We start from the raw sequence: 8172 nt of genomic DNA on the forward strand, positions 1-8172 counted from the left end.
TGTGTAGCCCCATGCTTTAGCCGACACCCTTAAGGGTGTGGCTATACAAACAAAGCCCGCAAGACAAGGGCTGTAAGGATTTGAGCCTGCTCTGGCAGGCTTTGTTTGTGTAGCCCCATGCTTTAGCATGTGGGCGTTTATTTGGTTGTTGTATAGAAATTCTATGTCTTACCAAGCTTTCAAGAAATTATTAAAAAAGCTATTAATCGATTGTCGCAACTGGTTTTGACGATTCCACTTTTGAAAATCTCGTTCGTAGTCCTCGCCGTCGGATTGAAAAGTATTCCAAGCATTGAGGCCAAGACCTAGCCCCCAAAATAATAGAATGTACAGGGACCAAGTTAGCGTTCCAGCACCGACTAGATTAAGCAGAACCAAAAAAGTATTAACGATCGCATAATTACCGAAGCGCTTTTTTAATCTCCCAAGTCGATAGGTATTAAACGCTTGCCGCTTTTGCAACTCGCCTTGTTGGGACAACCACTCCCGTTCTGCTGCTAGTAGGTTTTCCGGGGAAATTTCTAACTCGGCGGCAATTTCCACCAGCTGATCGCGGCTAAATTCCCCTTCATAATTTTGACGGGAAATCGCCAGGTGCAGAATTTGCTGGATCTCTTCTTGGCTATAGACGCGGGTAATCTTGCTGTTGTCGGTTTGCATGATCGGCGTAGATTGCAATAAATTTTTTTCTCAAGCGGTCACATATATTACAAATCTGTCGGTTGGGTTTCGTTACCTCAACCCAACCTACTTATACGATAGCTTATGGGAAGTCTCCCACCAGAAAACCGTACCTCAACGGACGGATACCGCTATAGCAGAAAGATTAAAACCCTTTTTACATTTCGTTACACTGGAAACATAGATAAATCGCAGGAGGCCAGATGAACGGCACTATTCGCGTTGGCAACCTATTTGGTATACCATTTTACGTCCATCCGTCCTGGTTCTTTGTTTTAACCTTATTCACTTGGACATATAGCAATCAATTGGCGGTTTTGTTTCCCGGACTCGGTGCGGGAATCCCGTGGATACTGGGATTGATGACTGCTTTGCTGTTGTTTGCCTCTGTTTTGGCGCACGAATTGGGACACAGTTTCGTTGCCAAAAGTCAGGGAATTGAAGTCAAATCGATTAATTTATTTCTGTTTGGCGGGTTAGCTAGCTTGGAGAAAGAGTCCAAGACGCCAGCGGAAGCATTTTGGGTTGCGATCGCGGGGCCAGTGGTCAGCCTGCTGCTGTTCGGTCTGTTTACCGTCGTTGGCACTAACCTTACCATTTCCGGGCCAGTGGCAGCAATTGTAGGACTGCTAGCATCGCTCAACTTGATGTTAGCCTTATTCAACCTGATTCCCGGCTTACCTCTCGATGGTGGAAATATCCTCAAAGCGATCGTTTGGAAAATCACCGGCAATCAATATAAAGGTATTGTATTTGCAGGTCGCGTCGGTCAAATCTTTGGTTGGATAGCAATTATATCTGGATTGCTTCCTGTACTATTCGGCAGTTTTCCCAACTTTTGGACGCTATTAATCGGTTGGTTCTTGCTGCAAAATGCCACTCAGTTTGCCCAATCTGCTAAAGTGCAAGATAAACTCTCAAGCTTGACGGCTCTTGATGCGGTTGTTCCTAATAGTCCGATCATCTTAGAATCGCTGACTTTGAGAGAATTTGCCAACGAGTACGTAATTGGCAAAGACACCTGGCGCAAGTTTTTGGTAACTGATGAAAGCGGATATTTAGTGGGTGCGATCGCAGTAGACGCTTTAAAAACCATCCCCGTCGATCTTTGGCCTCATACTTTAGTCAAAGAACTCGTACAACCCGTCGATCCAAGCACAACAATCAAAGCCGATCAATCCTTACTAGACGTAGTAACCCTGATCGAACAAAAGCAGGTTTATGAAATCCCCGTTGTGCGCGAAAACGGAGTGCTAGTAGGAATGCTAGAAAAAACTTCAATTATCAACCTGCTGCAAAGACAAGCACAAGCAAAACTCGCATAGAGAATTTCAGATTTTAGATTTATTTAATCCTAAATCTAAAACCTGAAATCTGAAATCCTTTAATCCAATAACCACATCGGCGAAGAAGTTTTAGCAGGCTCCCCTGGTTTTTCTGGCGGGAGCTTTTCGATTATCGGAATTGATTTTTTAGGGACGGTAATCTGTTTTTTAGGCACAATAGCTTGCGGGGTTGGCTTTTCTTGCTTATCTTTTTTCAATCCTTGAATTTCTTCAATCAGCTTGCCATTAGCTTCTGCCAGTTCCAACGCCGTTTTCTTAGCTTGCTCTAGCTCATTTTTGATTTTCAAATTTGCTTGAACGATCTCTTGATCAAGCTTTTGAACCAAACTTTTTTGCTCGTAAAGCTCGGACTTTAACTGATAAACATTTTCTTGAAGCTCATATTCTCGTTTATGAGCTTTTTCCAAACCTGCTCTCAACTCGGCGACTGTCGATTCTTCTCGTTGATGAGCCTTTTCTAAAGCCGATCTCAACTCAGCGACTGTTGCTTCTTCTCGTTGATTAGCTTTTTCCAAAGCCGCTCTTAATTCTGCGATCGTTGCTTCTAAAGCAGCTTGATTAAAGCCATTACTTTGCGCTTGAACATCAGCATGTTCCTGCAATTCTTCTGTAACTTCTATTTCCGGTTCAACGATATTTGTATCCTTTTCTACCACAGTCGAAGCTGAAACATCGATTGTGTGAGATGGTTGAACAGCATCGTTGGAATTATCCTTAATATTTTTTCGAGCCATAATTTCCTCCCAATCCCCTTATAAAGTACATCAATGAGGCGATCGCATACCTCAGCCTACCTGTATATCTTGCCGTCGATGCCTCTGTCTGCCCCTGGTGCGGTTCGTTATAAAAAGAATATATCGCTTTATCAGGGACTTGCAGCTTAAGATTTCTTTAGCGCTACCTCCACATCACAAGCTATGACACCTACCAACAGCCTCCCCAATGGGCCAAACATGCCCGTATTTTTACGATTAATCAAGTTCATTACGCAACCCATTTCATACTTAGACGACTTCGCGCAAACCTACGGTGACACCTTCACCGTATGGGGTCGCCAAAACACGCCGATTGTATACTTTAGTCAACCCCAAGCCCTACAGCAGATTTTTAATGCCGATGCCAGCAAATTAGACGCAGGACGGGGAAACCAAGGGTTAAAATTTTTACTCGGTGATAATTCCCTCGTCTTGCTAGATGGCGATCGCCACCAACGCGATCGCCAACTCCTCACCCCACCCTTCCACGGGGAGAGAATGCGCGCCTACGGTCAAACCATCTGCGAAATTAGCCGTGAAGTCAGCGATAATTGGAAAATCGGCAAACCCTTCAATATCCGCCAGTCGATGCAAGAAATTTCCTTGCGGGTTATCTTGCGATTAGTATTTGGCGTTGATGAAGGCGAAAAATTCCAACAATTGCGGCAATTAATTAATTCGCTACTAGAAATAACAAGTTCGCCGTTAATGTCAAGCTCCTTCTTTTTTCCATTTTTACAACAAGATTGGGGTGCTTGGAGTCCTTGGGGAAAAATATTACGTCAAAAGCAACAAGTTGACGAATTAATCTTTGAATTAATTCGAGAACGTCGGGCAGAATCAAACTCAAATCGGCAAGATATCCTCAGTTTAATGTTAGCGGCGCGCTACGAAGACGGGAGCCAGTTATCAGAGTCAGAATTGCGCGATGAGTTAATGACATTATTAATAGCGGGACACGAAACGACTGCTTCTGCATTAACTTGGGCATTTTATTGGCTAGATCGTTCGCCAGAAGTGCGGGAAAAATTGCTCAAAGAATTGGCAAGTGCGGATGAAGAACCGAGTGCCATTGCCAAACTGCCCTATCTCACCGCCGTTTGCTCTGAAACCCTCCGCATCTATCCAATTGCTATCAGCGCCTTCATCCGGACAGTCAAAGCACCCCTGGAGATTATGGGTTATAAATTACCAGTTGGCGCAGTAGTAATTCCCAGTATTTATTTAGCCCACCATCGAGAAGAAGTCTATCCCGAAGCCAAACAATTTAAACCAGAACGTTTCTTAGAACGGCAATATTCCCAATACGAATACTTACCTTTTGGCGGTGGGAATCGTCGCTGTATCGGGATGGCATTTGCTCAGTATGAAATGAAGCTGGTACTGGCAACAATTTTGTCGCGGTTTGAACTATCTTTAGTTAACAAACGTCCCGTAAAACCCGTGCGTCGCGGTTTAACATTAGCGGCACCAGCAGGAATGCGAATGGTTGTGACTGGGGAACGGAAATTAGCAAAAACTCCTGTTTCGGTTTCATAGTTGGAGTTGTTGGTGCGTTACGCTGTCGAAGAGAGCCTACGCAATTAATTGATTTATGAATAGACAAAGATTGTTTCAGCACTCATATTGGAGTATTTTAGCCTACTGCCTGGTCATCGCTATAGCTGTGATGTATTGGGGAGGGCCGATTTCTGTTGGAGGAGCGATTGCCGAGTTGAGGATTGGAGAGGGCGATCGAAGTATTATTTTGTCCGGACATCAGTTTTTATGCGATTGGCAACATTCTCGATATAATGTTACCCGATGTAGAACCTTACTGAAGCGTAAATCACTTGAGGTTGAATTTACCTTAAATAGACCGCTCGCCGGCCCAGAAACCTGTAACATCAAATACGACGGGCGCGTTTTTACATGCAAAGGTTTTAACGACTATCGTCATAAAACAGGTCAAGTCGATCTCTATATGGAGAACTCTTTGGATTTAACAGAGTCCGATCGATGGTGGCTGTTGCTAACAAACCCTTTAGCTAATATCTTCGGAAATATCTCTGAGATCGATTGGAGCAATATAGAACCAATTGTGACTTGGGTGGTGTCAATTTTGATTAGCGTGGGGATATGGTTGGAGTTGAGCCGAGTATCTGTTTTGTGGGCGACAATCTTGAGTCTCGGCACACTAGCACTGGTGAGACCATTCGTTAGGTGGTTGACTCTATTAGTGCTAATACTGACTGGACATGTGGATTGATGCACAAGTAACAGTAGGGTGCGTTAACGTTAGTGTAACGCACCATTTTTGATTCAAAAACTTAGCTTGAGAATCTTCTTTATATCATGTCTGCAAGGCTTTGGCATCGCGCGGGGGGCGGGTTTATCAATATAATTCTCTTTTAATCAAAGGTATCTGGTAAAACCCGCCCCTACAACACCATTAACTATACGAGTCCGGTAGTATCGGACTTGATATTAAGCAGCATTCGTAGGCTCAATTGAGACTCCTTTTTCTTCTAAGCGATCGCGTTCCTCTGTTCCAAATCAAAGATTAAACGGAAGTTGCCTCAATGTTGAGATAGCCTGCTGCGACGCACGCCTCGATCGCTTGTTCCACAAATGCCGAAATTTCTGGCATTGCAGTAGCAATCGGCTGCATTCGCTGCATTACCTGATCGCGAGTAATATGGTGAATGCGCCCGGTGCTGCCTTGGGTTTGCTGGTTATGCAAAAAAGGTTGCAGGCGATCGAGTGCGTTGGCAAACTGAGCCTCTGGGGTTTGCTGCGCCTCAAATTCCTCCCAAAGCGATCGCATTTCTGCACCCTGCGCCAAGGGTAACAGTCCAAAAATGCGATCCGCTGCCTGAAGTTCTCGCGCCGCCTTCAGCTGGTTGGCTTGCATGTCATAGCAAAAAGTATCACCTGCATCGATCTCAACTAAATCGTGAATCAGCACCATCTTCATCACCCGCAGCACATCGACAGGAACGGGAGCATATTCAATCAATAGCATTGCCATGACCGCCAGATGCCAAGAATGTTCGGCGCTGTTTTCGCGTCTAGAAGCATCAGTCAGCAAAGTTTGCCGCAGCACTTGCTTGAGCTTGTCGATTTCAAGAATGAACTGGATTTGTTGAGCGAGTCGCTGCTGCATGTCACACCGGAAATAAATTGATCGGTCAATAATTCCAATTATTGAGAATCACAAATTGATTTCCAATAGGATATTCTGCTGCCTCTAGATTTGCAATTGCCTTTACAATTGCTTGATAACTCATGTTTTTGGATGGGTCTGAGTCCTGATAAACTGCTAGAATTCCTGGGTGTACCGGGTTGGCTTGATGTAGTTCTTGAAAATCATTACAGTTGCGGGTGAGCAGCGAGCGCAGATCTTGTCTGGCATAATCCAGTACAACTGAATCTGAACGATTCATTAAGCCTGCTGTATTAACTGTAATTACATCATGACCCGCTGCCTGAAGAAGATTGACCAAATATTTAGCTTGAGAATCTTCGTCAAGCAGCATTCGTAGACTCAATTGAGGCTCCTTTTTCTTCTAAACGATAGCGTTCCTCTTCAGCTTCTAGTTTCAGTAGTTCCTGGTGGCTTTCACAATAATGAATTGCCTCGTAGATAGCAGATACTGGCAAATCCCAATTTTCGGCTGCCTGCTCTGGCGACATTTGATTGGTGCGCGCATCCTGCCAAACTGTTGAAGCAAGCAGTTTACGCCCTTTGATGTAAAGCTGTTTGCGCCAAGGGTGAGGGCGAGCGACTAAATATTGCCAGTCTTCAGTTTGGGGAGTATCTTGTAGGGATTGAATGATAGCGCCCACCAGTGTGAGGCGATCGCTCACAGAGAGTTGGCAGGCTTGCTCTTTTAGCTGCTGTAGGGACATAGAAATAACGTCAATCAAGGCTAATATCTAATCCTAAGCATATTTTAAACCGATCAATGAGAGCATAGCTGTGCAACCATCTCAGAGCGAGAGGAAACCTCAAGTTTCCGAAACATTCTTTTTAAAGCCTGTTTAACCGAGTTTTCTGTAATCCAAAGTTCAGCACCAATTTGGGCATTGGTTAGTCCTTTTGCCACGAGGGAGGCAATTTGAAGTTCGCGCGGAGTTAAACGATTAATCTTGGGTGAATTGAATTGAGATCCTAAATACTTTATAGTAACTAACCTAGTTGATAAATGCAGGCAAATTGCGCTTAAATCGTTCAAATTATGAGCGTCAAATGCCGCAGTTCCCCGCTCGCGAGTTAAGCCAATTGCTCCTACTAAACGACCCTGACTGACAATCGGCCCAGCCATAACATGCCCGTGATCTGCCAGCGGACAAATTGTTTCCCAGAGTCCCGGCGGTAACAACAATTCTTCATGAACGGGAGCATGGCGTTCAACTAAATAACGCAAAACAGGATTGTGTTCTAAAGACAATGCCAATTTGAAAAGGCTGGAATTTTGCATTGGAACAGGTGGAAGTTCTTCATAGAAAAAAAGACTCCAACGTTTGGCAGCAAAATAGTTACCGACTCGCACCATAATGCGCGATCGCAAACTTTCTTCATCCCGCACTTGGCTAATTGCTTCAAACAACGACTGCAAAGATTCTGCCATTACTCCATTGACAAAATTCATCAAAGTGTACCCGATCGAGGACTAGGCGCAAACCCAACATCACCCTATCTTAGCTTTAGTGCCATTCCAGGAGAAAACCATGTCTCAATACGCCCATCCCGAAGTGCTTGTCGATACCCAATGGTTGGAGGAACATCTAGATCGTGCCAACATCCGCGTCGTAGAAGTCGATATCAGTCCAGATTCGTGTAAAAATGCACGCATCCCCGGTGCAGTTTTCTGGAATATTTTTACCGATCTGCTATTGCCAGATCTGAGTATTAATTGCGATCGCATCGCTGTAGAAAAACTGCTGTCGCAGTCTGGTATAACAAACGAAACAACAGTAGTTCCCTACGGCAGTTATCCAGCAACTGGAGGCTGGATATTCTGGCTGTTAAAACTGTTTGGACACGACAACGTGCGCGTCCTCAATGGTGGATATCAGAAATGGATTTCAGAAGGTCGTCCCGTCGCCACAGAGTTGTCAACTTTTGCCCCAACGCAGTACTCTGTAAAGGATATTGATGCTAGTTTGCGAGCGTCGCACGAAGAGGTACGAGAATCTATTATATCTATGCAAAAAACAAACTCTTTGACAGGCGAGACGCCTATCCCACAAGAGTTGTTGGAGAATTCTATTAGACCTTTGCAAAAAACAAACTCTTTGACAGGCGAGACGCCTATCCCACAAGAGTTGTTGGAGAATTCTATTAGACCTTTGCAAAAAACAAACTCTTTGACAGGCGAGACGCCTATCCCACAAGAGTTGTTGGA

At 44.5% G+C, this 8172-nt stretch carries 10 protein-coding genes; 4 read left to right on the forward strand and 6 right to left on the reverse strand.

The genetic code is table 11. From position 1 onward, the window contains the following. Positions 1 to 168: 168 nt before the first annotated feature. Positions 169 to 660, reverse strand: a complete 492-nt coding sequence (locus tag MiSe_RS45885; RefSeq protein WP_226593524.1) for a 2TM domain-containing protein — start codon at positions 658 to 660, stop codon at positions 169 to 171. Positions 661 to 884: 224 nt separating this feature from the next. Here MiSe_RS45885 and MiSe_RS45890 point away from each other — a divergent pair, with 224 nt between their 5' ends. Further along, positions 885 to 2006 carry a site-2 protease family protein gene (locus tag MiSe_RS45890; protein ID WP_226593526.1) on the forward strand — a complete coding sequence of 374 codons (1122 nt, stop codon included), beginning with the start codon at positions 885 to 887 and terminating at the stop codon, positions 2004 to 2006. Positions 2007 to 2065: 59 nt separating this feature from the next. Here the strand turns inward: MiSe_RS45890 and MiSe_RS45895 are convergent, their stop codons facing one another. After that, on the reverse strand, positions 2066 to 2761 hold the full coding sequence (locus MiSe_RS45895; protein ID WP_226593528.1) for a hypothetical protein: 696 nt from the start codon (positions 2759 to 2761) through the stop codon (positions 2066 to 2068). Between the two features lie 183 nt (positions 2762 to 2944). Here MiSe_RS45895 and MiSe_RS45900 point away from each other — a divergent pair, with 183 nt between their 5' ends. Further along, positions 2945 to 4321 (forward strand): cytochrome P450, encoded by a 1377-nt coding sequence (locus MiSe_RS45900; RefSeq protein ID WP_226593530.1) that lies wholly within the window; start codon positions 2945 to 2947, stop codon positions 4319 to 4321. A gap of 55 nt (positions 4322 to 4376) precedes the next feature. Further along, positions 4377 to 5030, forward strand: coding sequence for a hypothetical protein (locus tag MiSe_RS45905; protein ID WP_226593532.1), 654 nt, complete (start codon positions 4377 to 4379; stop codon positions 5028 to 5030). Between the two features lie 294 nt (positions 5031 to 5324). Here MiSe_RS45905 and MiSe_RS45910 read toward each other — a convergent pair whose 3' ends face one another. From MiSe_RS45910 to MiSe_RS45925, 4 genes are read right to left on the reverse strand one after another with little or no spacing between them, the layout of a single operon-like run. Next, positions 5325 to 5927: an HD domain-containing protein gene (locus MiSe_RS45910; protein ID WP_226593534.1), complete on the reverse strand. Its 603-nt coding sequence runs from the start codon at positions 5925 to 5927 to the stop codon at positions 5325 to 5327. A 25-nt stretch (positions 5928 to 5952) separates the two neighbouring features. Beyond that, the gene (locus MiSe_RS45915) at positions 5953 to 6300 is read right to left on the reverse strand and encodes a DUF5615 family PIN-like protein (RefSeq protein WP_444980635.1); all 348 of its coding nucleotides are present in this window, start codon (positions 6298 to 6300) and stop codon (positions 5953 to 5955) included. Next, complete coding sequence (locus tag MiSe_RS45920) at positions 6290 to 6673, reverse strand: hypothetical protein (RefSeq protein WP_444980636.1); 384 nt, start codon at positions 6671 to 6673, stop codon at positions 6290 to 6292. The genes MiSe_RS45915 and MiSe_RS45920 overlap by 11 nt, the downstream gene beginning before the upstream one ends. 53 nt (positions 6674 to 6726) lie before the next feature. Then, positions 6727 to 7395: a helix-turn-helix transcriptional regulator gene (locus MiSe_RS45925; RefSeq protein WP_444980637.1), complete on the reverse strand. Its 669-nt coding sequence runs from the start codon at positions 7393 to 7395 to the stop codon at positions 6727 to 6729. Between the two features lie 100 nt (positions 7396 to 7495). On the opposite strand from MiSe_RS45925, the gene MiSe_RS45930 reads away from it, so the two are divergent. Next, the coding region (locus MiSe_RS45930) for a sulfurtransferase (RefSeq protein WP_264197049.1) at positions 7496 to 8172 on the forward strand (677 nt) is incomplete at its 3' end.

This window comes from Microseira wollei NIES-4236, assembly GCF_020521235.1.
In the GTDB taxonomy this organism is placed as follows: Bacteria; Cyanobacteriota; Cyanobacteriia; order Cyanobacteriales; family Aerosakkonemataceae; genus Microseira; species Microseira wollei.

Bases quoted from the DNA above. Each gene is read 5' to 3' on its own strand.
- MiSe_RS45885 (WP_226593524.1), bottom strand. From the start codon at position 660: ATGCAAACCGACAACAGCAAGATTACCCGCGTCTATAGCCAAGAAGAG.
- MiSe_RS45890 (WP_226593526.1), top strand. From the start codon at position 885: ATGAACGGCACTATTCGCGTTGGCAACCTATTTGGTATACCATTTTAC.
- MiSe_RS45895 (WP_226593528.1), bottom strand. From the start codon at position 2,761: ATGGCTCGAAAAAATATTAAGGATAATTCCAACGATGCTGTTCAACCA.
- MiSe_RS45900 (WP_226593530.1), top strand. From the start codon at position 2,945: ATGACACCTACCAACAGCCTCCCCAATGGGCCAAACATGCCCGTATTT.
- MiSe_RS45905 (WP_226593532.1), top strand. From the start codon at position 4,377: ATGAATAGACAAAGATTGTTTCAGCACTCATATTGGAGTATTTTAGCC.
- MiSe_RS45910 (WP_226593534.1), bottom strand. From the start codon at position 5,927: ATGCAGCAGCGACTCGCTCAACAAATCCAGTTCATTCTTGAAATCGAC.
- MiSe_RS45915 (WP_444980635.1), bottom strand. From the start codon at position 6,300: ATGCTGCTTGACGAAGATTCTCAAGCTAAATATTTGGTCAATCTTCTT.
- MiSe_RS45920 (WP_444980636.1), bottom strand. From the start codon at position 6,673: ATGTCCCTACAGCAGCTAAAAGAGCAAGCCTGCCAACTCTCTGTGAGC.
- MiSe_RS45925 (WP_444980637.1), bottom strand. From the start codon at position 7,395: ATGGCAGAATCTTTGCAGTCGTTGTTTGAAGCAATTAGCCAAGTGCGG.